General features: G+C 43.2%; 22 protein-coding genes and 1 tRNA gene. 10 read left to right on the top strand and 13 right to left on the bottom strand.

Annotation, left to right across the window (positions count from 1 at the left end; translation table 11 throughout):
* Nucleotides 1-17: 17 nt before the first annotated feature.
* The 7 genes from EJA10_RS02110 to fdhD form a co-directional block, all read right to left on the bottom strand.
* Nucleotides 18-707: a DUF975 family protein gene (locus EJA10_RS02110; RefSeq protein ID WP_125478329.1), complete on the bottom strand. Its 690-nt coding sequence runs from the start codon at nucleotides 705-707 to the stop codon at nucleotides 18-20.
* Nucleotides 708-803: 96 nt separating this feature from the next.
* Nucleotides 804-2,852: a bifunctional diguanylate cyclase/phosphodiesterase gene (locus tag EJA10_RS02105; protein WP_125478328.1), complete on the bottom strand. Its 2,049-nt coding sequence runs from the start codon at nucleotides 2,850-2,852 to the stop codon at nucleotides 804-806.
* A 205-nt stretch (nucleotides 2,853-3,057) separates the two neighbouring features.
* Nucleotides 3,058-4,614 carry a BCCT family transporter gene (locus EJA10_RS02100; protein WP_125478327.1) on the bottom strand — a complete coding sequence of 519 codons (1,557 nt, stop codon included), beginning with the start codon at nucleotides 4,612-4,614 and terminating at the stop codon, nucleotides 3,058-3,060.
* 182 nt (nucleotides 4,615-4,796) lie between these two features.
* Nucleotides 4,797-5,534: an amino acid ABC transporter ATP-binding protein gene (locus tag EJA10_RS02095; RefSeq protein ID WP_125478326.1), complete on the bottom strand. Its 738-nt coding sequence runs from the start codon at nucleotides 5,532-5,534 to the stop codon at nucleotides 4,797-4,799.
* A 12-nt stretch (nucleotides 5,535-5,546) separates the two neighbouring features.
* On the bottom strand, nucleotides 5,547-6,206 hold the full coding sequence (locus tag EJA10_RS02090; protein ID WP_125478325.1) for an amino acid ABC transporter permease: 660 nt from the start codon (nucleotides 6,204-6,206) through the stop codon (nucleotides 5,547-5,549).
* A gap of 148 nt (nucleotides 6,207-6,354) precedes the next feature.
* Nucleotides 6,355-7,119 (bottom strand): transporter substrate-binding domain-containing protein, encoded by a 765-nt coding sequence (locus EJA10_RS02085; RefSeq protein ID WP_125478370.1) that lies wholly within the window; start codon nucleotides 7,117-7,119, stop codon nucleotides 6,355-6,357.
* Between the two features lie 485 nt (nucleotides 7,120-7,604).
* Nucleotides 7,605-8,393, bottom strand: a complete 789-nt coding sequence (fdhD, locus tag EJA10_RS02080; RefSeq protein ID WP_125478324.1) for a formate dehydrogenase accessory sulfurtransferase FdhD — start codon at nucleotides 8,391-8,393, stop codon at nucleotides 7,605-7,607.
* A gap of 472 nt (nucleotides 8,394-8,865) precedes the next feature.
* On the opposite strand from fdhD, the gene EJA10_RS02075 reads away from it, so the two are divergent.
* The 5 genes from EJA10_RS02075 (at nucleotide 8,866) to EJA10_RS02055 (ending at nucleotide 14,414) form a co-directional block, all read left to right on the top strand.
* Nucleotides 8,866-10,128 (top strand): L-lactate MFS transporter, encoded by a 1,263-nt coding sequence (locus tag EJA10_RS02075; RefSeq protein ID WP_125478323.1) that lies wholly within the window; start codon nucleotides 8,866-8,868, stop codon nucleotides 10,126-10,128.
* Between the two features lie 72 nt (nucleotides 10,129-10,200).
* Nucleotides 10,201-10,563, top strand: a complete 363-nt coding sequence (locus EJA10_RS02070; RefSeq protein ID WP_125478322.1) for a Na-translocating system protein MpsC family protein — start codon at nucleotides 10,201-10,203, stop codon at nucleotides 10,561-10,563.
* Between the two features lie 121 nt (nucleotides 10,564-10,684).
* A complete protein-coding gene (locus EJA10_RS02065; protein ID WP_125478321.1) occupies nucleotides 10,685-13,045 on the top strand; it encodes an FdhF/YdeP family oxidoreductase in 2,361 nt (786 codons plus the stop codon).
* Between the two features lie 208 nt (nucleotides 13,046-13,253).
* Complete coding sequence (locus EJA10_RS02060; RefSeq protein WP_125478320.1) at nucleotides 13,254-13,733, top strand: hypothetical protein; 480 nt, start codon at nucleotides 13,254-13,256, stop codon at nucleotides 13,731-13,733.
* A gap of 117 nt (nucleotides 13,734-13,850) precedes the next feature.
* Nucleotides 13,851-14,414, top strand: a complete 564-nt coding sequence (locus EJA10_RS02055; RefSeq protein ID WP_125478319.1) for a hypothetical protein — start codon at nucleotides 13,851-13,853, stop codon at nucleotides 14,412-14,414.
* A gap of 26 nt (nucleotides 14,415-14,440) precedes the next feature.
* Here EJA10_RS02055 and EJA10_RS02050 read toward each other — a convergent pair whose 3' ends face one another.
* Nucleotides 14,441-15,568: a DUF2515 domain-containing protein gene (locus EJA10_RS02050; protein ID WP_211340517.1), complete on the bottom strand. Its 1,128-nt coding sequence runs from the start codon at nucleotides 15,566-15,568 to the stop codon at nucleotides 14,441-14,443.
* A gap of 209 nt (nucleotides 15,569-15,777) precedes the next feature.
* Between EJA10_RS02050 and EJA10_RS02045 the strand changes: the two genes are divergently transcribed.
* Nucleotides 15,778-16,626, top strand: a complete 849-nt coding sequence (locus tag EJA10_RS02045; protein WP_125478318.1) for a manganese catalase — start codon at nucleotides 15,778-15,780, stop codon at nucleotides 16,624-16,626.
* Between the two features lie 74 nt (nucleotides 16,627-16,700).
* Here the strand turns inward: EJA10_RS02045 and EJA10_RS02040 are convergent.
* Both EJA10_RS02040 and EJA10_RS02035 read right to left on the bottom strand, forming a co-directional pair.
* Nucleotides 16,701-16,773, bottom strand: a tRNA-Val gene (locus EJA10_RS02040).
* 71 nt (nucleotides 16,774-16,844) lie between these two features.
* Complete coding sequence (locus EJA10_RS02035) at nucleotides 16,845-17,477, bottom strand: NUDIX hydrolase (protein ID WP_246017643.1); 633 nt, start codon at nucleotides 17,475-17,477, stop codon at nucleotides 16,845-16,847.
* Nucleotides 17,478-17,651: 174 nt separating this feature from the next.
* Between EJA10_RS02035 and EJA10_RS02030 the strand changes: the two genes are divergently transcribed.
* On the top strand, nucleotides 17,652-17,873 hold the full coding sequence (locus tag EJA10_RS02030; RefSeq protein ID WP_125478316.1) for a hypothetical protein: 222 nt from the start codon (nucleotides 17,652-17,654) through the stop codon (nucleotides 17,871-17,873).
* Nucleotides 17,874-17,942: 69 nt separating this feature from the next.
* On the opposite strand, the gene EJA10_RS02025 is transcribed toward EJA10_RS02030, so the two are convergent.
* From EJA10_RS02025 to EJA10_RS02015, 3 genes are all read right to left on the bottom strand, one after another.
* The gene (locus tag EJA10_RS02025) at nucleotides 17,943-19,886 is read right to left on the bottom strand and encodes a TRAP transporter permease (protein ID WP_125478367.1); all 1,944 of its coding nucleotides are present in this window, start codon (nucleotides 19,884-19,886) and stop codon (nucleotides 17,943-17,945) included.
* Between the two features lie 4 nt (nucleotides 19,887-19,890).
* Complete coding sequence (locus EJA10_RS02020) at nucleotides 19,891-20,424, bottom strand: DUF1850 domain-containing protein (protein ID WP_246017642.1); 534 nt, start codon at nucleotides 20,422-20,424, stop codon at nucleotides 19,891-19,893.
* Nucleotides 20,425-20,637: 213 nt separating this feature from the next.
* Nucleotides 20,638-21,642: a TAXI family TRAP transporter solute-binding subunit gene (locus tag EJA10_RS02015; RefSeq protein ID WP_125478315.1), complete on the bottom strand. Its 1,005-nt coding sequence runs from the start codon at nucleotides 21,640-21,642 to the stop codon at nucleotides 20,638-20,640.
* 205 nt (nucleotides 21,643-21,847) lie between these two features.
* Here EJA10_RS02015 and EJA10_RS02010 point away from each other — a divergent pair, with 205 nt between their 5' ends.
* From EJA10_RS02010 to EJA10_RS02000, 3 genes are all read left to right on the top strand, one after another.
* Nucleotides 21,848-22,573 (top strand): alpha/beta hydrolase, encoded by a 726-nt coding sequence (locus tag EJA10_RS02010; protein ID WP_125478314.1) that lies wholly within the window; start codon nucleotides 21,848-21,850, stop codon nucleotides 22,571-22,573.
* Nucleotides 22,574-22,692: 119 nt separating this feature from the next.
* The gene (locus tag EJA10_RS02005; protein ID WP_125478313.1) at nucleotides 22,693-23,202 is read left to right on the top strand and encodes a YjcG family protein; all 510 of its coding nucleotides are present in this window, start codon (nucleotides 22,693-22,695) and stop codon (nucleotides 23,200-23,202) included.
* A 6-nt stretch (nucleotides 23,203-23,208) separates the two neighbouring features.
* Nucleotides 23,209-23,634, top strand: coding sequence for a GNAT family N-acetyltransferase (locus tag EJA10_RS02000; protein ID WP_125478312.1), 426 nt, complete (start codon nucleotides 23,209-23,211; stop codon nucleotides 23,632-23,634).
* Nucleotides 23,635-23,650: the final 16 nt, after the last annotated feature.

Raw genomic sequence — 23,650 nt, 5'->3', positions numbered from 1 at the left:
AGCTGGAGCTTTTTTAGTTAGATTGCCAAATCCGCAGATTTTGCATCGTCGTTTCCCTGAGGTGCGATTAATTCATTGTAGAAGGTTGCATTGGCTGTACTGATGTATGGTGTAAGCCATAAAAGTCCAATTCCAAAAGTGAAGATGGCGATGAAGACCCATCCGATAAAGCTAAGATTCAACAAGAAATACTTCCACTTGTAGCCCTTCATCCGCTTTTTGCTCTCGGTTATGGCGTCCAGAGCGGACAGCTGTGGATTGTCCTTGATCAAGAAAAAGACTTGTGAATAGGAAATCGCTTTGATAATCCCGGGTATAATCAATAATAATGACCATAATGCTGTGAAGATCCCCACCAGGATCGAGCTCCCAATGACTTTCAATGATAGACCCATATCTTTATAGACTCCAAAGACCTGGGATATTTTCGGATCATTCCATCTCGCAATAATCAGGTAGAACCAGTAGCTTGCCACTGTCAGCGGAATCAGCACGATCGATAAGAATACATTGACCACATCCGCAAGCACAGGTGTTTCCGTCTGTTCTACCCACGTCGAAAACCCGCCGCTGGCAAGAACTTCAGCAATTCCCGGTACAATGGTTGTCACTAAAAATACAAGGAATGTCAGGCCAACACCAATCCCCCACATCCCTTTTAAAGACGCAAGGGCTTTCTTTTTAATTTGAGAAATACTTAATTCCATTCCCTTTCCTCCTTTTTAGATATACCGGTAAAATATAGCAAATTCCAAGCTACATATCAATTGTATTTTGAAATTTTTAACAAATACATGGAATATTTACGATACTGCACTTGATATTTTTCTAAATTCATTGACCCAATCTACGATCTCTGCTGCATTAAGCGGCCTGGAATAATAATAACCCTGGATGATTGGGTTCTCCGAACTCGTGGACAGGAACTTAACCTGTTCTTCAGATTCTACACCTTCCACTACCACCTTCAGCTTTAGTGAATGGCCGAGGCTGATGATCGATTTCATTATCGCCGAGTCCTTTTCAGAATGAGGAACATCATCAACGAATGACTTATCAATTTTCAACGTCGAAATGGGCAGCCGTTTCAAATAGGATAATGAAGATACGCCAGTCCCAAAATCATCAAGCGCAACAGTAAAGCCGTAACGATTAAATTCACCTACAGCCTGGATTGCATTTTCAATATGGTCGATGACACTCGTTTCGGTAATTTCCAGTTCGAGGCACCTGCTGTCAATACCATATATTGAGACTTTCTTCTTCAAGGTTTGCATGAATTGAGGAGATGTAAAATAAGACCCTGGAACATTGATGGCGACTTTTAGTGGCTGATAGCCCATTGAAGCCCAGGAAACGATTTGCAGGCATACATGATTGATCAGCCAGTCCGTTACTTCGTGCATCTTGCCATTTTCCTCGAGGATCGGGATAAACACGCCAGGCGATATCATTCCATGCTGAGGGTGTTTCCAGCGAAGCAATGCCTCTACACCGAATACGATGTTTCTGTTTGAATATATAGGCTGGTATAAGACAAAAAGTTCATCTTCCTCAAGGGCCCTGTCTATATCCTGGATAAGGTTCCGTTCAAAGGCAAAAGTATGAATTTTCGGGTCGTATTCAATTACCTCATGGTTATAAGCGATATTTGTATGCTGCAGCACTGCAATGGCATTGGAAAATAAATTGATATTGCCACCCTGGTTATAAGCTAAAGCACAAACAGAATTGAGAACTAACTTCTTTTCATTGATAATGAGAGGCTTTTCCAATACGGCTGAGATTCTTTCCAGGGAAATTTTGAATTTTTCATCATTCCGGCTTACAGATGTTATGATCGCAAAACGATTTCCTTCAATCCGATATAACGTTGCGAAACCTGGCTTTAATCTGGCAATAATCTCACTGCTTGCCTTGATCATTTCATCCCCAAAATCATATCCGTATCGGCTGTTCCATTTCTCCAATCCGTGTAAATGGATGATTGCAAGTCCGGTTACCCCTTGAGCATGTATCATTTTCTCAAATTGCCTTCTGTTTGGGAGGCCTGTCAATGAATCAAAGTGGTTTAATCGAAATTCCACATAACGATCGAGAAGGCTTGAAAACCCTGATAACCCGAGGATGACAAAAATCCCAAGCGATATAGCCACAACCAGCAGATGCAAGTCCATCTGATGACCATGATAGAACGAACCTTGCAATGCCGCATCAGCATAAAAAACAACTGCTTCCATCCCTGTATAATGCATGCTGGCAACAGCAATCCCCATCATCAGAGAAGTAATTGACTTTACAAAAAAGTTTTCCAGCCATTTCTGTTTGCTCGAGAAGATAAACAAAGCAACATAGGATACGATGATTGCCAATAAAATGGACAGGACAAAAATGAAAGGTTTATACGTAAAGTGAATGCCCTCTTCCAGATCCATTGCTTCCATTCCGATATAATGCATCGCGGCAATTCCGCAGCCCATAATGATACCGGCAAGAATCTGCGGCCACCTGCTCTGATTCGAACGATTGGCTATATAGAATGCCAGATACGAAGCGGTAATCGCCGGCAGGACTGATAAGACCGTCAGAGAAACATTGTATTCCATTGAAACAGGAATGAGAACAGCGCTCATCCCAATGAAATGCATTGCCCATATCCCCAGCCCCATCGCAAATGATGCCAGAACCAGCCAAAAGTTTCGGCTGAAGAACCCGTTTTTTTTAAGCCTCTCATTCATTGTCAGGGCTGTAAATGCAGCGAGACAGGAGATAATAATGGAGAGGATGACTATAGGAATTGAATACTCCACGGGTAAAATAATCAGATTTTCGGAATCAGGCATAGTGAACATGGCGTAAACATCCTTTACAGGTCTTTCCGAATCCTTTATTGCTTCCTGGACCCCTCACATGATTCCTAGTCCGCACTGATGATACGAAAATACCTTTTTAGTTTTTCATGGTGTAAATAATAGTTTTTATATCGGCTGCACCCGGTAATTATTAATCAAAACACAAAAAAACGCTGCACCTTAACAGCGTTTTTTTGTCTACCTATTACTTTTTTTCATGGTCCTGATTTGCGGCTTTTTCCAGTCTCCTGAACCGGCGTAGATCTGCAGGCCTGATTGGCAGCGGCTCCTTTTTCAAAAGCTTCAGGATTGCGAACATCAGCAGGACGAGAATAACTGTGAAAGGAAGTGCGGCAATCAGGGAAGCCGTCTGCAATGCTTCAAGTCCGCCCGCGTAGAGCAATACGGCAGAAATAGCTGCCATTAACGATCCCCAAACAATTTTGGCAAACCGCGGAGGATTCAGGCTACCCGAGGATGTCATGCTAGCCAGAATGTAGGTCGCAGAATCCGCTGATGTTACCAGGAAAGTAAATATCAGGATGATGGATAGGATGGACAGGATCGTCGTCAATGGCAGAAATTCAAAAGTCTTGAACAATGCCGAGGTTAAATCTGCATCAACCGCTGCAGCAATTCCTGTGTTCTTATTTAAATCGTTCCATAGGGCAGTACCTCCGAAAGCTGCAATCCACAGGCAGGCAATTACTGGCGGTATCACCATGACACCAAAAATATATTCCCGAATCGTCCTTCCCCTGGATACCCTGGCAACAAATGCCCCGACAAACGGTGACCAGGCAATTGCCCAGGCCCAGTAAAAGATGGTCCAGTCCCTTGTCCACGTTCCCTCCTGATAAGGCTGGAGCCTGAGGCTGTATTGGATGAAGTTAGCAAAATAATCCCCAATAGCCAGCGTAAAACTCTCCATAATGAAGACGGTAGGTCCAGCTGCCAGTACGAATAGCAAAAGCACAATCGCAATACCAAGATTCACATTGCTGAGCATTGCAATCCCCTTCTCCAACCCTGTCGAGGAGGAGATCATATAGGCTACAAACATGACAAAAATAATGACCATTTGGATCCCGATCGAATTTCCGGTATTGAATACGGCGTTGAGACCGCCATTCATCTGCAGGACACCCAACCCGACAGAAGTGGCAATCCCCATTACAGTAGCGACAACCGCAAGCGTATCGATCGCATTTTTAACAGCGGGCTTGCTGCCAGTAATGGGCTCGAGGGCCGTCGAGACCAGTCCATTTTTCTGCTTCCGGAATTGGAGGAAGCCTATAACCAGGCCGACAATCGCAAAGACTGACCACTGGCTGACTCCCCAATGGAAAAAGGAGTAACCCATAGCCACTCTGGCTGCACTTCTCGATTCCCCTTCGAGATTTGAAAAAGGCGTATTAAAAAAATGGCTCATCGGTTCCGCGATGCCCCAGAATACGAGTCCGGCTCCAAATCCTGCCGAGAATAGCATTTCCATCCAGGTGAAGAAGGAGAATTGCGGCCGCTCTCCTTCACCTCCAAGCCTGATGGCACCATATTTGCTGACTGCCAGGCCAATCAGGAATAAAACAATAATGAATACCGCCAGTAAATAGAACCAGCCAAAGTTGATGGTTGTAAACTCAAATAGCTTTCCAGCAACCGCACCAAATTTCTCTGGCATGATTGCCCCAACTACGACGAAAAGCAAGATCACCGCAGCTGACACAGAAAAAACGAAGTTTGAAAAAATCTTTCTAATCATGTCAGCCTCCATTTGCATTAAACTTTTAGATGTATTAGTATTCCAATAAAGTTTCTCGATGGCAACTATTTTGCCTAATAGAAAAACATCTTGTACTATCACGCTTTTTTATGATGCAAAGTATTTCCCTTTATTATCCATGGTTATAAAAAAAGAACGCTTAGCGAACTAAGCGTTCAATTCTAAAAAGTTTTGCTTAAAAATTCACGCGTCCGTTCTTCTTTTGGTTTATCAAATATTTCATCCGGGTGGCCAACTTCAATGATCCGTCCGCCATGCATATAAACGACCCAATCCGCAACTTCACGGGCAAAGCCCATTTCATGGGTGACGACAACCATTGTCATCCCTTCCTCCGCAAGTTCCTTCATGGTGGCGAGAACTTCTCCAACAAGTTCTGGATCAAGTGCTGATGTCGGTTCGTCAAACAGCATGATATCCGGCTTCATCGCCAGCGCACGTGCAATTGCCACACGCTGTTTCTGTCCGCCGGAAAGCCTGGATGGATACACATTTTCCTTGTCTGCCAGTCCTACCTTTACCAGCAGCTCCCTTGCTTCCTTAATGGCCTGATCCTTGCTAACTCCCTTTACATGGACCGGTGCCTCTATGATATTCTCGATCACATTTTTATGAGGGAAAAGGTTAAAATGCTGGAAAACCATGCCGATTTTCTGGCGTACTTCGTTCAAATCGTGCGTATTTGCATTTATTTCTTCACCTTCTATGATGATTTGGCCATCATCCTTGATTTCAAGGAAGTTAAGACAGCGTAACAGTGTACTTTTCCCCGAACCACTGGCACCGATCAAACAGACAACGTCGCTTTCTTTTACAGTCATATCCACATCCTTCAATACATGAAGATCACCAAAGGATTTATTTAGTTTTTTCACATTGATCATATCTCTACCGTCCATAACAATTCCCCCTTAATCACTTACAGAAAGTTTCTTCTCAAGCAGTCCTACCAAAGCAGATATCAAGTAAACCAGGAATAAATAGTAAACAGCAACAATCAGCAAATAGGTCATATTGTCAAAATCATTTGCTCCTTTTGTTGTCGCTACATTGAATAATTCATACATCCCAATGAAGGCTGCTAATGAAGAATCTTTAAGTCCGATGATAAATTGATTTCCAAGGGGAGGCAAAGCACGCCGGAATGCCTGCGGAAGGATGACTCTTCTCATCGTCAGGTTCCTGCTCATTCCAAGCGAGCGTCCTGCTTCCATTTGTCCCTTATCTATCGATTGAATCGTTCCTCTGAAAATTTCTGCAATGTAGGCACCGTTATGGAAAGCGAGTCCGAGTGCTACTGCCCAAAATGCAGACATATTTAAATTTGTCATCCCAAAGTAGAAGATAAAGATTTGGACGATCAGCGGAGTACCCCTGACCAGATAAATATAGGCATTAGCAATCCATTCCAAAATTTTAATGCCTGAGATCTTAAGAAAGGCAAACAATAAACCTATAAAAATAGCAATAAAAATCGAGACGGCTGTAACCTGCAAGGTAAGCAGCATGCCTTTTAGAAATATATCGTAAGTGTCAAAAAAGACTTCGATAACATGCGATAAACTTGGCAAAATACATTCAACTCCCTGTGAGCTCTTTTCGAAAATGGCTGTTGGGTTCAGGCAAGCTCTTGATATGAGCGATCCAAAACCCTGAAAACAGCATGTTTAAGCAGAAACGAATGTGCAGTAATACCGCACATTCGTCCCAACTGACAACTTATTGCTCCGGATCAGCAGTGATATCTTCTCCGAAATAATTTTCACTGATTTTTTTCAACGTTCCATTTTCCCTTAAGGTTTCCAATGCTTCGTTGATTTTCTTCAGTAATTCATCGTTGTCTTTGGCTACGGCAATACCTTGCTCGCTACGTCCAAGAAGTTCCTTGCCTTCAAGTTTAAGACCGGCTCCCATTGCTTCTTTTCCTGTAATAAAGTCCGTTATAACAGCGTCGTGCCTTCCATTTGCCAACGCTTCCAGAGCTGTTACGTCACTGTCATAAAGCACAATATTATCTGTCACTTCTTCTGCTGTCTTAGCATAAGTCGACCCTTTGGATACGGCAATTTCCTTCCCTTCTAAATCAGCCAGCGCTTCAGCGTCGCTATCTGGCCTAACAAAAATCTGTGGACCGGAATAATAGTATGGAGTAGAGAAATCGACATGCTTCAATCGGTCTTCGTTAATAGTATGACTGGCAACCGCTGCATCAAAGCGGCCTGTTTTCACACCTTCTACAATACTGGCAAACTTAAATTTCTGCTGGTTCGGCTCGAGCCCCAGTTCCTTTGCCACTGCTTCTGCAACATCAATGTCAAAACCAGTCATCTGGCCTTCGCCATTTGTAATGCTAAACGGCTTAAATTCCCCGGATGCAGCAAAAGTGAACTGGCCATCCTTTGCCAATTTCATACCGCCTTCACCGCCGGATGCCTTTTCATCGCTGCCGCAAGCAGCCAGGAGACCAATCGCGGTCAACATCATCACGAATACAGTTATAAATTTCTTCACTTTTTAAAACTCCCCCTCAATATTTCTTTCATTTATACGACTGGATGGAAAACCCCTACAAAAAAAATGTCGTGGGCACCCTGACTTCTTTTACCCGTTTTTTTTATAGAGTAAACACCTGGATTGCTAGCTTTAAATAATAGACCGGGACCCCCTTGCACATATAATATTTGATTCAATATAATTGTAACAATCCTGTAATATGCACTCAAAATGCAAATTATCTGATAATTCACTATATACTAGCATATATCCTATTCTCATGGATTCAGCTGGCTGAGCCTCCCTTTTCCCGCCAGATCCTTTCATATGCTCCCGTTTCTTTGATGTCCGACAGAATATCCGAAAGTTTTACATTATACTAAAAAAGCCAGGTTCCATGATGGCAACCCGGCTTTTTTTAGTATAGAATTTTTCCTGCAATCACTGCATGTTAGGTTTTTCCTGATCAATAATCATTAATCTATGATTCTTTCCGGACATGAGTACACGTTAAAAGACTTGCCTCGGATAAAGCCTACTGCGGTTATATTCAAATCCTTCGCAAGTTTAATGGCAAGGTCTGTTGGTGCAGACTTAGAAAGAACGATTCCGACTCCTATTTTCGCCGCTTTTAACAAGACCTCTGAGGAGATTCTCCCGCTGAATACAATGATTTTATCACGGACTGGAATTCTGTTCATCATGCTATATCCGAATAATTTATCAAGGGCATTATGGCGCCCAATATCCGTGCGAACAGCAAGCATTTCATCAGGAGAACAAAGGGCTGCATTATGTACGCCTCCTGTCTCCATGAACACTTTGGAACTTTTTTGCATCTCATTCATGAGTGCAATGCTCTGGGATGCAGTAATAGTCGTTTTTGCCATTGAAGTTTTTGCTGTTCTCGCATCGTTATGAAAATAAAATTGTCTGCTTTTCCCGCAGCATGAACCTATGAAACGCTTTGAATAATACTCCTGGTTCGTGGTCATATTCACTTTCAACATTACGTAGGCATATCCCCTGCTTTCATCGATGCTCAGTGAATGTATATCATTGTAAGAGCGGATTAACCCTTCAGATGCCAGAAAGCCGACGACCATTTCTTCAAAATGTGTTGGAGTGCAAACCATGGTGGCGAACTCCAGGTCATTGACATATATCGTCAACGGGAATTCATTCACGATAAAATCTTCTACATCCAAAAACTGCCCATCCTGATATTTTGTGATGCTATATTTTTCGCTCATATTTTCCAACATTGCCCTCACCTTAACCTTAAGAAATTGAGAATAGTAAAATCTAAACATACTATTTTCATTTTCACAAGAAAAATTTACAACACCGACATAGTGAAAAATTAATTTAGCAATGCTAAAGGGTATTGCAAGTGTATTTGGGAAATGATAAGATTTTTTGTAGTTCACAATTCTGACACATTTTGATACGAGATAGCGACCCTGTCTTCGGTTAAGATGGTTTCGGAAATGAAAGCGATTAACTGTTGGTCCGTAAGTAGCGAATCCTGCTTATTGCTAACCGTCAATCTTTCGGTCAAAGTCCGTTTTAACGGGGTTTGGGAAGATTGGCGGTTTTCTGTTTCTTGAGAATGATTCAGCTGTCCTTAAGATTGCCAACAGGATTCATACCGAACAGGATTCACCAGTTCAGTGATTCTATGAAACTCAATCACTGTCATTGACGAAACAAACAAATAGTAAAGGGGAATTAAGCATGAAAAAGACGAAGAACCGATGGCTTATTGCTGCATCGGCAGTGGGAATTCATATTTCCATTGGATCGGTATACGCCTGGAGTAACTTCACAAATCCGTTGATTGAGGAATTCGGCTGGACATCAAAGCAAGTTCAATTTACCTTCAGCCTTGCAATCCTGTTTTTAGGATTATCCGCTGCCTTCCTTGGCCATTTCGTTGAAAAGCACGGACCAAGAAAAGCCGGCCTTCTTGCTGCAGGATTTTTCGGAGCTGGAATCTTAGGCTCAGGCCTTGCAGTCAACCTTGGATCATTGCCATTATTGTATATTACATACGGTGTGTTAGGCGGCATCGGGCTTGGAGTTGGTTACATCGCCCCAGTCTCCACACTGGTGAAATGGTTCCCTGACCGCAGAGGACTTGCTACAGGTCTTGCAATCATGGGATTCGGGTTTGCAGCAGCAATCAGCAGTCCAATCATGGATTCACTGATTAAGTCTGTCGGTACCGCAAATACATTTTATATTTTAGGTGCTGCCTATTTCATCATCATGACAGCATCGTCACTATATCTGGAAAAGCCGCCTGTAGATTGGGTTCCAAATGGCTTCAAGGAAAAAACACAGTCCGGAAAAGTAAAAGTCCAGAAAGATCTTTCACAGCTGACAGCGAATGAAGCGATTAAAACTTCACGCTTTTACTATTTATGGGTGATGCTATTCATTAATGTCACTTGTGGGATCGCAATTCTTTCAGCTGCAAAGCCATTAGCAGAAGAGAGCATTGGGCTTACTACTGCAGAAGCAGCAGCACTCGTTGGCGTTTTAGGTCTCTTCAACGGCTTTGGCCGGATTGCCTGGGCTTCCATTTCCGACTATATCGGCCGACCGAATACTTATACGATTTTCTTTGCGTCACAGATTATATTATTCATGCTGCTGCCTCATACGAAGGAAGCATTTCTGTTCCAAATCATGCTTGCTATAGTTTATACAATGTACGGCGGAGGCTTTGCTGCGATTCCTGCTTTCATTGGTGATATGTTTGGAACAAAGCAGCTTGGTGCCATTCACGGCTATATTTTGACTGCATGGGCTGCTGCAGGATTGGCTGGTCCAATGTTCGCTGCCTGGATGAAAGACACTACCGGAAGCTATGGAACAAGCTTGACTTTCTTCAGCGGGCTTTTCGTTGTTGCCCTCGTGGTCTCCATTCTGATCCGACGTGACATCCAAAAACTGCGCAAGCAAAATGAAGCGAGTGAAAGATTGGCTGGATAATTCTTTTTTATTGCCTGATCGTATGGTAAAATACCAATCATCTTATAGCCTGTATATTGGCAGGAGGATATCATGAATAAATACGAGGCAGAGTTCAGCAATATAGTACGCTCCTTCCGCAAAAAACACATGGGTAAAGGCCCGAGCAAAATTACAACGACGTTTTGCAAAAAGTGGGCTATTTGTGAAATGGAAGGCAATCTTTCACCAGTCGAGAAGTTTATCGCTTCAGCAAATGAAGGTAAACAGGCATTAAGAGCAGCACGAACTGAAATGGTGAAAGAAATGTACCGGAAAAACCCACCGGTAGAAATGGAAGAATTCCTCGGCTGCAAACTTGTCGAACTCTTTGTGGATATAGATATAGACCGTGATTTCGGTATGTCGATCTTCGTTTTCGACGAGGATATACAAGCAAAATTTTGCAGCGAATAGGTATGGCACTTGGCAGCGAACCTGCTAAAGACTAACCACCGTTAAAAACCTGAAGCAATCGCTCCAGGTTTACGGTGGTTTTTTAATGGACTTAAAGATTTCGTAATGGGAGTGTTATAGAGTGGGAAAAACAATACATCCAGGACCACAGAAAAAATCGGCTATGCCGGCCCCAGAGCATTGGGTAAGTCCCATCCCGTTCGGTCTCGGGAAGGTAAAGCCTAAACATATCAGGGACACTGTAAAAACCCTTTGGGACAATAAAGATAATTTTGGCTACGCGGCCAATATTCTCACGAAAGGTGTGTGTGACGGTTGTGCACTTGGGGTATCCGGTCTTCACGATCAGACCTTGACTGGCCCGCATATTTGTACAACTCGATTAAACGTTCTCCGTCTGAATACGATCGGAGCGATCAAACCTGAAATCCTGCACGCAGATATTGATGAACTCAGAAAATATGACAGCACTGAATTGCGTAAACTAGGCCGTATCCCCTACCCTATGATCCGCAGAAAAGGCGAAAGAAAGTTTTCTCGTATTACCTGGGACGAGGCGATGGACATGATTGCCGGGAAAATGAAAAAGCTTGACCCAAAACAGTATGCCTTTTACTTAACAAGCCGCGGAATCACAAATGAATCTTATTATGTAGCAGGAAAAGTAACCCGATTCCTTGGTACGAATAATATTGACAATGCCAGCCGGATTTGCCACTCCCCATCTAAAACAGCATTGAAGCGTTCGATTGGGGTTGGGGCATCAACTTCAAATTACCAGGACTGGATTGGCACCGATGTCTTATTGTTCTGGGGAAGCGTGGCATCAAACAGCTCACCTGTTTCATCAAAATATATGCTCGAAGCAAAGAAAAAGGGAACAAAAATCATCGTCATCAACCCATATAAAGAACCTGCGATGGATAAATACTGGATACCTTCAAATCCAGAGTCTGCCCTGTTTGGCACGAAAATCGCAGATGATTTCTATCAGGTCAATATCGGTGGCGATATCGCTTTCATGCATGGAATCATGAAGCATTGGTTTGATATGGAGGAAAGCATGCACGGTTCTGCCATCAATCATGACTTTGTAGAAAAGCATGTAAATGGCTACGAAGAATTAAAAGCAAAGGTGACGGAACATTCCTGGGAAGATATCGCAGCTTCTTCAGGAGTATCCAAAGAGCGCATTATTGAATTGGCAGAACTGCTTGCCAACAGTAAGAATGCTGTATATGCCTGGGCGCTTGGACTCACAATGCATTCATTCGCAACCGACAACATTTCTCAAGTGGCAAACCTTGCTCTGCTTCGAGGTCATCTGGGCCGAAAGCATGCTGGTTTAATGCCCTTCCGCGGCCACTCTTCTGTTCAGGGAAGCGGTGAAATGGGAGCGGATCCTTTCGTCCTTCCTGGCGGGGATTTTTATGGAGAGAATATAAAGCGCATTGAAGACCTATGGGGATTTGAATTGCCAAAATGGCAAGGTGACATCGTAGGAGTCACTCTTGAAAATATCCTGCTGCCTGAAGACCACGAGCGAAAGATCAAGATGTATTACCTTTCAGGCGGAAACTTCCTCGAAACCATGCCAGATCCAAACTTCGTGGAAAAAGCATTATCACAGCTCGAAATTCGAGTGCATCAGGATATCATATTAAATACTTCCACTCTTGTTGATGCGAAAGAAGCCGTCATCCTCCTTCCTGCTAAAACACGATACGAACAAGAAGGCGGCGGAACCTCCACTTCTACAGAGCGTATGGTTTATTTCAGTCCTGAAATTGAAGGAAATAAGAACCAAGTCGAAGAAGCAAAGGCGGAATGGAAGATTTATATTGACCTGGCAAAGCGAGTTAAGCCAGAAACAGCACATCTGGTGGATTTCAAGGACGCACAGGAAATCAGGAATGAAATCGCTGCAGCAAACCCTAACTACGATGGAATCCAACACCTTGAAAAAGCTGGAGATGTCTTCCAGTGGGGCGGAGCGTGGTTATGTGAAGATGGCATCTGCCCTACCCCTGATGGCAAGGGACATCTGATTCCTGTTGATATTCCTGAACTCGGGAAAAAGGAAGGCCAATTCATTGTTACCTCACGACGCGGCAAGCAATTCAACTCCATGGTCTACAACGAAGTGGACCCGCTAAACGGGGCTGGCCGATATGATGTGCTCATGAATGCAGATGATGCCCAGGACCTTAGCATTGCTGAAGGTGAAGGGATTGTCCTTTACAATGGATTCGGTGTATTCCAGGGCAGAGCGAAGTTTGTGGACATTTCCAGAGGGAACGTCCAGGTCCATTTCCCGGAAGGAAACTTCCTGCTGCCAAGAGGACGCTATGAGAAGTTTGCCGGAATCCCAGATTACAACATCACGGTTACACTTGAAAAAGCCGACCGCTTCAATGCTCGCAAGGATGTAGAGCATCAAGAAAGAAGAATTGAAGACGACGAACTTGACTCCCCTGCTTAAAAGGGATGGAAACAGCTTGCTAGACTACAGTCTGCAAGCTGTTTTTTTATGATCATCATAAGAAAACCCAACAAAAACAGTCACTGGAAAACTTGGAAAACAAAAATCCACCATGAAAACATTTACAGAATGAAACCTCGTTTATATGCTATAGCATGGGGTAAAACCTGTACATTGATTCATAATAAGCCAAGGAGGGATCTGAGTTATGTTTGGCTTTTCAGACTTCTTGGGTTTTCTTTTAGCCCTTTTGTTCATTTATCCTTTTGTATCGTTCGTGCATGAATTGGGACACTCTTTTTTCGCCTGGTTATTCGGCGGAAAATTCAGCTTTTCCCTTGGCAGAGGAAAAAGAATTATCAAGACAGGACCCTTTAGTTTAAATTCCATGTATTTCTTGGACGCATTTTGTGAATATGAAGAGTTAAAATTCAACAATCGCCTTACCCATTTTCTCGTCCATGCTGGAGGAGTCATTTTCAACCTTGGTTCGGTATTATTGCTTAACCTTCTCATTTCCTATGGAGTACTCGAACCGCATGACATTTTTGTCCGTTATTCCTACTTTTCGGTTTGGCTCGCGACCTTTTCTTTAGTTCCAGTTGATTATGGGAACGGAAATTACAGTGACGGCCTGGCCATTTACAAAGTCATCCGGCACAACAATTGGCCAAAGCTTACGGGGTGACTATGGATCATAAAAGCTTGCTCCAAAATACATTTTTGGGGCTCTTTATCATTATCTGACTTGATTTCCGCATTGGTTGTCTTCCTTTTTCATATGATGGTGAAAAGGAGGTTGACCATGTTCCTGTACAATCTTTTTGTCTTTTTTTCACTTGGGGTACTGCTCTTGTTATCAGCCATTTTTGCAGTATGGTACAAAAAACAGCTTGCCGGCATGGCCGGTATGATGATTTCCATGTATATAGGGATGAATATAGGCTTAACAAGCGGGATTCTGCTTGGCACAGTGTTTCAAGGCAGTTTATTCCTATCTACACTTCTTGCCATGTTGATTGCCGTTTTAAGCGGGACCCTGATAGGTTTCATGTTCAGCACATCTGCGGCGATCGAAGGAATGATGGCTGGTATGATGGGCGGTATGATGGGGGCAATGCTGGGTGAGATGATCCCTCCCCATCAGACACTTATTCTCGTTAATATTTTCTTGACCATTTCTTTATCAGGCTTATTCCTTTTTAACATCCTTTCCAGGAAGGAATCCTCTGTAAAATCTAAATCAGACTTCGTCAAGCCTGGTCTGCTGCTGGCCATTCTGACAATCTATCTTATTGCCGGAAGCCAGTTAGGATACAACTGGGTCAACGATTTACAGAAAGGGCAAGGGCAGCATCACCAGCATTGAAAAAATGCTGAAAGGGGTGCAATCAATCAATCCATGATTGAAGTAATCTTTTTGGCTAAAGCGGCCAGTTCCAGTCTCTCAAGAGTTTTGCAATAGTCAAATTCAATATTGCCAACTTGGGGAGCTTCCACTTTATGGAGATTCTCTAATACTTTAAAGCTTTTAAACCAATCCCCCGGTGCTGCTTCCTCATGTTTTACGTCTCTCCATGCGTTCATAAGTGCGGGGCTGAAAATTCTGCTCGCTCCGCTTTTTTTCTTGCACGCACTCAATTTGATTTGGTATTTCAGCTTGGGGATCCCTTCATTGACATCATTAAAGATGTCTGGCCAGTAATCCTTGCGGGAAGCTGTATGGGGATGCACTAATGCCCAGTCTACGGCATGACTTAAAACATCGTGGTCGAAGAGAATGGCATATAACCTCTTCCCTAATTGAATCCGCTCATCCAGAGATTTAAACTGGTTGACCGTTTGGCCCGCGAGACGTGTCGCCCCGTAAAGTTTATATGGGAACAGGATTTGATTAAAAGATAGTAGATCCTGTATCTCAAACTCAAAAGTATCAAATACTCCCTTCATATAAAGCTGATTTTGAATGACTCGGTTTTGGATATAATTCTGTTCGTTAACGATCAACCCAATGGTAAGCAGGGCTGAATCCTGCCTTTTCCAATAGTAGTTCCACATTCCCTCCATAAAGATTGAAATATTTAATGGACCGAGCAATTTAAACAATGGCTCTTTCCTTTTCTGGCTCTCTTCGTAAAGAAGAAGCTGTGGGTATGCATCCTGAAATATCAGCCAGTTTCCCCTTTCCAGAAATGAAAAATAAGATACTTTCTCCTTTTTGCTTAGCAATCTGGATAATAGCTCACCCTTGAGGTCTGTCATGCTCCATCCACCGTTGCGTGAGACCATATGAGCCAGGAATGCCCAGTGTATCTCCGGGTGACGCTGATAAAAATCCAGATAGGCTTTTGTTCTGGTGATATTGTTCAGGTTCAGCTCTTTAGTTCTCTCTTTTATGCGGCATATGATGGTCTCTTCGGTCTTAGAGAGGTTCTTAGATATGCTGACAGCTTTCAACATTTGCAACTCGGCCTTGATTTCCTCAACCGGCGATTGAACTGGTCTATTTGTGAAGAAGATCATCGTCCCTCCCTTTTCCAAAATTGTCACTAATACAATCCGTAGATATTTGCAGCACAGTCCCTCCTTCTCATCATATTTACAGCTAAGTAAATTCATGATTTTTAATCGAATCAGCATGATGAGAGCGAATGCAATGTTCAAGTTTCCATTTCTGCCTAATCCCATAATATAACTTTGGAGTGAACTTTTTCGTTTAGGGGAGGAATAAGATGTTTTACCATAGAAAAGAACTGCAGTACCAGGCTAAGCCAGAGAGGCCCGATCCAGTTTACGCAAAGAAACTGCAAGAGGTTCTTGGCGGACAATTCGGAGAGATTTCTGTCGCGCTTCAGTATTTATTCCAGGGATGGAATACCCGAGGAGACGGAAAGTACCGGGATTTATTAATGGATACAGGCACAGAAGAATTGGCACATATTGAAATGCTTTGCACCATGATCGCAAGACTGCTTGATGGTGCCCCTGTTGGAGCCCAGGAGGAAGCCGCGAAGGACCCGATGATCAAAGCAATCCTTGGAGGCATGAACCCTCAACATGTCATCGTATCGGGCTTAGGGGCAATGCCTGCTGACAGTGTAGGGAATCGCTGGACTGCAGATTATATCGCAGCGAGCGGCAATCTGCTGGCTGATTTTCGGGCAAATTTGACTGCAGAATCCATGGGGAGGCTTCAGGTAGCCCGGTTATATTATGAAACGACAGACCGTGGCGTCAGGGACATGCTATCATGGCTGCTGGCACGCGACACGATGCATCAAAACCAATGGATTGCCGCGATCAAGGAACTGGAAGCAAAAGAAAACGTCGTGGTACCAAGTACGTTCCCGAGAAACCTCGAAAAACAAGAGGTTTCATACGTTCTCTTCAACCTTTCTGAAGGAGATGAGAGTGCTGCAGGCAGGTGGGCAAGCGGACCAAGCATGGATGGCAAGGGAACATTCCAGTACGTCCAAAACCCTGTTCCATACGGTCCAAAGCCGAAACTGAAGCCAGCCCCTCCCCACATACACAATACTTTACCTGAAGTCATGCATCACGTACCGCCAAATAGAATGTAAGACCAGCAAAAAAAGGATAATGACCATAAAAAAAAGTCGGCAACAGATAAACTGTTGCCGACTTTTTCTGCGTATGATTCCGACTGGGATCGAACCAGCGACCTCTACCCTGTCAAGGTAGCGCTCTCCCAGCTGAGCTACGGAATCGTTAATGAGTTTGTCCTTCAATGAGGACATTAATAAATATAATACGGAATGGTCGCAATGTCAATCACTTTTTACAAATCTTTAAGAATTAAATTGTCGATTGCTTTGATCACACTCTCAATATAAGAATCTTCATGTGGAACAAAATCTCTCCTGGCAACTGTCCTGGTTTGCAGGATTTTCTCACCAAAATCATTTATTATGAATCCTGCAACCTCTATTTCATTCAATTCCCTAAACCACAGCTTTTTAAAATCATTGGTACACACCTTAAAGATACCTGCAACCTCTTCTCTCTGAAGCTTAAATGCTTCTAATGGAACTTGCCTGTCATATAAATAGACATGGCACAGCTCTCGATCGATAAACGCCGGGCTTACTAGCTCATCCTTTATCAGACCCAATGGAATCACTTCGTCAAATGCCAGAGTGATTCCCAGTTCCTCTTCCACCTCTCTTAAACCATCTGCCGGACTTTCATCTGACAAAATATGCCCTGCTGCTGTTATATCCAATAGATTCGCATAGTCTTTTTTTACCGAACTGCGCAACTGGAAATAGAGATAGGTTCCTGCATTCTGACTCTCAACAAACCAGCAATGAAAAGTCTCGTGCCAATGTCCTGCTTGATGCACCACAGACCTTTGTTCAATTCCTGTTTCATTGCCTTCCTCATCAAAAGTTTTAAGTAACTCGTTTTCCAAGATATTCCCTCCATTATATAAAAATCACTTTTGGTCATCTCTCATCTTTCCTGATTATACCATTTATTATGGAAACTAATATACGGAAACAACAACGAACACAAGTTCTGTTTTTATCGAATAAAGAACGAATGTTCGGGTATAATAAGATTATCATGAAAAGGAGGATTAACCATGAATGCACTTCTTGCAAGGTCCCTTAAGGAACATATTCCTGTGGAAATGATCTATCTTGCCGCAAATAATCAGATTACCCAGCGAAGAATAATCGTGAAAGAAATGCGCGGCAGCTATTTTAAGGCTTTTTGCTTCCTTCGCAATGATGACAGGCTGTTCAAATTAGAAAACATTCTTTCTGTCATGCCTGAAAAACAACGACTTTTAAAAACCAGCTAAAAAAAGAAGCCCTTTAAAAAGGACTCCTTCTCTTTTAATCAAGCTACTATCAAGGTAAGGACCGTTATCTTATGACTTAGCAGGCTTTGGACCAGCCTCACCTTTATCCTTCACAAGAATTTGCAGTGCAACTACCAGAATGAAGATACCCAGACCAATTATATCTGTCATACCTTCCGGATAAATCAGCATGATTCCGCCTACAATCCCCAGCACTCTTTCCCACCACTGAAGCTTGCGCAGCCAGTAACCGATGATTCCAGCACCGATCGCCAGCATACCTGAAATAGCCGTGAAGACAACCCAGATTAATTCATACCATGTCGTATCAATCATCAGCAATTGTGGTGACAACACGAACATATATGGAATGATGAAGGCCGCAATTGCCAGTTTCGCCGAGTTCACACCAGTCCGCAGCGGTTCCCCGCCGGAAACCCCGGCAGCCGCAAAGGCCGCAAGAGCGACTGGAGGCGTGATATCAGCGATAATCCCGAAATAGAACACAAACAAGTGAGCTGACAGATCCGGCACACCGAGCAAGATGATGGCAGGAGCAGCGATAGTCGAGGTGATGACATAGTTTGCCGTCGTAGGCGAACCCATACCCAGTACAATGGCCGCAAGCATTGTCAGCATCAAGGTCGGAATCAAATAACCGCCTGAAAGGTCAAGCAAACCATTGGCAAGCTTGAGACCAAGGCCTGTCTTTGTTACTACCCCGACAATGATACCTGCTGCTGCTGTTGCTGCCGCAACGCTCAATGCGGTACGGGCACCATCAACAAGTGCATCGATCGCATCTTTAAAACCGATTCTCGTCGCTTTGTTGAAAGCACTGACGATAATCGTAGAAAGAATGGACCATAGCGCTGCACGCATGATACTCATTCCACTGACCATCAAAATGATGACGATCAGAATCGGCAATAGAAGATAAATCTTTTTCAAGACTTCTTTCCTGTTTGGCATTTCTTCGTCCTTAAGGCCGCGAAGTCCGACCCTTTTCGCTTCAAAATGCGTCATGATCCAAATCCCTGTAAAATAGAGCAGGGCCGGGATCGTTGCTGCTTTGGCAATGTCCCAGTAGGTAATTCCGCCACCGATGAACTCAACCATCAGGAATGCCGCTGCACCCATGATTGGAGGCATCAGCTGACCGCCAGTCGATGCAGCTGCTTCAACGGCACCTGCAAACTCTTTGCGGTATCCAAGCTTCTTCATCATTGGAATCGTGAACGACCCGGAAGTCACAACGTTAGCAACCGAGCTGCCGCTGATCGTCCCTTGAAGCGCACTGGAGAAAATCGCAACTTTTGCCGGTCCTCCTGTACTTTTACCCGCAACCGCGACAGCGAGATCATTGAAATATTGACCTACACCCGTCTTTACCAGGAACGCTCCAAATAGCAGGAACAGGAAGATGAACGTTGAGGAAACGCCCAGTGGAGTACCAAGGATCCCCTCAGTCGTAAAGAACATTGTCTGGACAAGTGACTCAAGATCAAGCCCTCGATGTGCGAGAAACCCTGGCATATACGGTCCATAAAGGGCATATGTCATGAACAATGCCGCAATGATCGTGATCGGCAATCCAACTGTTCTGCGTGTTGCTTCCAGTACCAGCAGAATTGCGGCAATCCCAATATAAAAATCTGTAGGGGTAAGGCGTCCGACACGATTGACCAGCTCATCAATCATAAGCGGCCAATATGCACCAACCGCAACGGCGATCAGGGCCAGGAGCAGATCATACCATGCTACTTTTTTAGCCCTGAGATTCTTCTTCCTCGCCGGGAACAGCAGGAAAATCAATGCCAGCGCAAATCCCAGGTGAATGGAACGCTGAAGCTGTGCAGTCAGCACACCAAAGATGGAGGTATAAAGCTGGAATAATGAGAATGCCAGCAGTCCGAAGAAAACAACCCATCCCATAATACCTGCCAATTTTCTTGTTGCGGCTTCTGGATCAAATTTCTCCAGAAGCTCTTGCTGTTTTTCTTGAGAAATCATTTCTTCATCTTTCGTCAAGGATGTTCACTCCTTCCAATTGCTTCAGTAAACTAATTTTCTTAACCTTAATGCGAACCCTGCTGCCAGGTTCTATCGCATTTGACAAAGGGTAGGTAATCCCGTCATACATTATGGTATGGTTTGCACGGACCTGTCCAATCCTCAGGTCGAACTGTTCAAATTCCCTGCTCATGTTTTTGATGAAGTACTTGCCATCCTTCATTTCAAAGCGCTCACCATCAGCAATGTCGGATGGCATCCCAATTGCAAAATCTTCATATTCAAGTTCATATTGCATGATTTGATCGGTATTGGTTACCTTGTACTTTTCAATTACATCCGTTAAATGAATCGAATGCGTATACTTGATTTGAAAGGTTTCTCCCTCGTCAATCGGTACATAGCAGAGTATATCATTTCTTTCTGGCTGAAGGAAAACTAGAGCTTTTTTATAAGGAATATTAATTGAGATTATAGCAAAAAAAATAATGAGGGTTAACAGAACGAAGATTTTTATTTTACAAATGTCCATTTTCATATTACTAGCCTCGCCTGTCCAATGTCTCTCCTGGAGAAATACAATTCATACAGTAAAAATAGACCGATTGGAAATGCGGTCTATCATTCCGGAATATTCCACCGGTGCATGATCCTGTTTAACCTTTCCCCAAATGCGAGAAAAGCTATCTCTTTAAAGATGAATTGACCGGACAACGTCCTGGAAGGACACTGCCCGGTCATGGTCAATCTATTACTGTGCTGCTTTTACACCTTTTTCATCGAAGTACTTTTGAGCACCAGGGTGAACGTCAATACCGACGCCATTCAAAGCATTTTCAAGCTTGATTTGCTTCGCTTTCGCGTGTGTTACTTGATCAAGGTTCTCGAAAATCGACTTTGTGATGTCGTAGACAAGTTCATCAGATAGATCAGACTTTACAACAAGCATTGCAAGAACAGCAACTGTTGGAACTTCTGAAGCCAGCTTGTAAGTGCCAGAAGGTACGACTTCCTTAGCATAATAAGGATATTTCTCGATCAGCGCATCAGCCTTATCAGCTTCAACAGGAACGATTACGACTTTTTCTGTAGCTGAGAGTTCTTCAACAGCAGCTGTGGGTGTACCAGCAGTTACGAAAGCGGCATCGATTGTGCCATCTTTGATTCCTGTTACTGACTCGTCAAAGCTTAAATCCTGCTTCTTGATGTCAGAAAGTGACAGGCCGTATACTTCAAGGATTTGCTCTGCATTCGCAGCTGTACCAGAGCCTGGGGCCCCAATGGAAACTTTCTTGCCTTTAAGGTCTTCAACTGTCTTGATTCCGGATTTTTCAGTTGTAACGATTTGAATTGTCTCTGGGTATAGAGTACCAATTGCCTTGATATTATCAATTTTGTTTCCGTCGAACATCAGCTTTCCTTCCGTTGCATAGGAAGCGATGTCAGTTTGCGTGAAGGCGATTTCACCTTTGTTGTCCTTAATGCTCTGCATGTTTTCTGCAGATGCACCTGTTGTTTCAGCATTAGTTTCAACCCCAGTTGCTTCTGAAACGATTTTTGCAAAAGATCCGCCCAATGGGAAGTATGTACCACCTGTCCCACCAGTCAGGATGCTCATGAATTTTGGTTTTTCAGCTGATTTTCCATCGCCTTGTCCTTCGCCGCCCTTTTCGTCTGAGCCGCCGCCACATGCAGATAGTACCATTGAAAGCACTAACATTAGTGTGGTGAACAAAAGAAACTTTCTTTTCTTCATCAGAATTCCCCCTTGTTATAAAATAGAATGCTTCACCTTAATCTTACCTATCACTTCACACAATTGTCAAACATGTTACTTAAATGGCAGGTTCCCGTTCCCGATATAAATAGATTTCCATATAAGCTTTTTCAAAACACATATGCTAAAATCGGTTTGTGGAAAAGATAATAGGAATAGTATGATTGATTTGGAGGGTAAATAAATGGATTATCCAATGGGCAAAATTGAAGAAATCACACTCAAAAGCAAGGAGTTGCGGGAAGATGTGACCATGCTGGTATACCTTCCTGCCAACTATTCTCCCTTATATAAATACTCTGTCCTGATAGCGCAGGATGGCCGGGACTACTTCCAGCTGGGAAGGATCGGCAGGGTGGCAGATGAGCTTCTTGGCAAAAAGGAAATTGAAAACGTCATCATTGTAGGAATTCCTTATGAATCTGTTGAAGATCGAAGGCGAAAATATCACCCAAAAGGAGAACAGCACCAGGCATATATTCGCTTTCTTGCTCATGAGCTTGCTCCATACCTTGATGAGAAATATCCAACCTATCAAATGGGGATGGGACGGGCCTTGATTGGCGATTCACTGGCAGCGACTGTATCCTTGCTTACAGCATTGAATTATCCGCATACGTTTGGCAGAGTGCTGCTCCAGTCACCATATGTAAATGATGATGTATTTTCGGCTGTTAAACATTTCAATCAGCCAGCCTTGCTGAATATTTACCACACAATTGGGAAAGAGGAAACGTCCGTTAAGACATCATCCTCCAGCAATAATGACTTCTTGACACCTAACCGTGAGCTTTCAGGTATATTTAAGGAAAAAGGTTTTTCTTACTTTTACGATGAGTTCGATGGTGACCATACATGGACCTATTGGCAGCCTGACCTCAAACGAGCTATAAAACGAATGTTTACTTAAAAACAACACTTCTATATATTATATATTTTGAAAATTTGTTATAATGAATGGTAAATCATATTTTCGGTTTTCTTCAAATTACGGTTACTGCACCATACTATTGAAACGGAGGTATTGAGATGAAATTTGGTATTGTCATATTTCCAGCGAAAAAAGTCCAGGACTACGCTAACTCACTAAGAAGGCGCTATGACCCGCATTATGCGTTGATTCCGCCGCATCTTACCTTGAAGTCCGCATTCGAGGCCACTGAAGAAGAAATCAAAGAAATTGCCAACAAGATTCATTCAATCGCAAAAAACTTTGACCCGGTCAATATCAAGATCACCAAGATTGGCTCTTTTAAGCCGGTGAATAACGTTATCTATTTGAAGGTTGAATCTCCTGAAGAACTGGAAAACCTTCATAATGAGCTTAATTCTGCATTCGACGGGAATCAGGAATACAATTTCGTCCCGCATATCACGATTGGCCAAAAGATGTCAGATGATGAACATTCCGACGTATATGGCTCACTAAGGATGACTGCAGTGGATTTCGAAGATTTAGCAGACAGAATTCATTTACTGTACCAGTTGGATAATGGTTCCTGGACAGTATATGAAACATTCAGACTTGGAAAGGAATAGACTTAAGTGGAAGTAAAAATCGCAGGAAATGAACAAGAATTAGCAGATGCATTTGAAGTGCGCAAGACCGTTTTCATTCATGAACAGAATGTGCCGGAAGAAGAAGAAATAGATCAATTCGAATCTGAATCCGTCCACTTTGTATTATATGACGATGCAGGAAAGCCTGCTGGTGCCGGACGATTCCGTGTACTGGATGGAGTTGGCAAGGTGGAGCGTATTTGTGTTTTGAAGGAAAACCGCAAAACGGGAGTCGGCGTCGCTGTCATGAATAAAATCGAGGAATATGCCAAGTCCCAGGGGGTTGGCACCTTGAAATTAAACGCTCAGACACATGCAATCCCATTCTACAGCAAACTTGGATATGATACCGTGTCAGAAGAATTTATGGATGCAGGTATACCACATAAAACCATGAAAAAATACATTTAAACACGAGCTCCTCTTA

The organism is Mesobacillus subterraneus (genome assembly GCF_003937825.1).
Classification (GTDB): Bacteria; Bacillota; Bacilli; order Bacillales; family Cytobacillaceae; genus Mesobacillus; species Mesobacillus subterraneus.
Note: the sequence above shows the minus strand (reverse complement) of the source record. Positions and strands in the feature narration are given on the sequence as shown.